Below are 1,076 nucleotides of genomic sequence, written 5' to 3'. Positions count from 1 at the left end.
CGAGTGGGCGGTGAGCCGGCGCTACATGTCGCTGGAAAGTCTGAGTTCGTTGAGCGATGATCCCGTTCGCAGGCTGTCGGCCGTGACCGCCTGAGCAACCCGGCTCAGCCGAGGACTGGCGCTCTTACACCACGCCACGGGACACGATCCAACAATGCAATCTAGGATAATTGTCTAATGTAACTATGTTAGGTTTTTGGCGGGGGATCCGTCTATTGCGGCTGCGGAGGAATGGAGAAGTTGACTGTAGTTGATTGGAAAACATATTTGCTGGTTCTCAACGGATCGCATGATCAAAACGCTAGTAGTTATCCGCTATCGTTTCCATCCTGGAGGGGTATTTAATGCCTCTCGGGATCCTGTCTGCTTACCCGCTCATTGCTGAACGCGACATTCAAACCCTTCGCGGACCTGATAATCTCAAACTCCGCGTAAGAGATTTCGGTGAGGATGGCCCCCATCCTGGACACTATACATTGCAAATCGCGTTTCGTACCGGCGGTGGTGCTGGCACAGGTGTGCCCAGTGAAGCTGATGTTTTCTTTGGTGCAGATAAATCTCAAGCGCTTCTCGTAGCAATCGAGGAAACCTTAGCTTTCGCTGAAGATTTCTCCCAGTCTCATAATATTACTCGAGGACCACGCGACGCTTACGTGAATCCTTTCAAGGGCATTTTCTACGACCTTCTCTCCATTGGGAGCCAACCTCTTATCGAAAGGAATATAAAATCTGATTGGGGACCGTGGACGCAGATCAGATCATACGTGGAATACCACTACCGAATACCGCAGATGGTGTGCGTGTTGAATACGACCTTACCTCCGCTCCTACACAAGACAGTCGCAATGAATATCACTCAGTACAGAACACTTTGTGACAGCTTACGTGAAATTCTTTTAGCGATGAGATAGTGAGTAACTAGTATGGCTAGAGCGTGCAGCGGTTGCGTGGAATCGGCAGAGCTGATTCCATAGGGCTGGTTGTGGTCGGCCGGGAGGCATCTCATGCCAGCTCCTCTGTCCCGAGACTTGCGTGAGCGGATCGTGCGTGCGGTGCAGGGTGGATCGTCCATCCGG

At 51.7% G+C, this 1,076-nt stretch carries 1 protein-coding gene; it reads left to right on the top strand.

Translation table 11 applies throughout. From position 1 onward, the window contains the following. Positions 1–344: 344 nt before the first annotated feature. Positions 345–911, top strand: coding sequence for a hypothetical protein (locus AB4097_RS21445; protein WP_442043317.1), 567 nt, complete (start codon positions 345–347; stop codon positions 909–911). Positions 912–1,076: the final 165 nt, after the last annotated feature.

The sequence above is a fragment of the Microvirga sp. 2MCAF35 genome (assembly GCF_052115545.1).
Taxonomy (GTDB): domain Bacteria; phylum Pseudomonadota; class Alphaproteobacteria; order Rhizobiales; family Beijerinckiaceae; genus Microvirga.
Note: the sequence above shows the minus strand (reverse complement) of the source record. Positions and strands in the feature narration are given on the sequence as shown.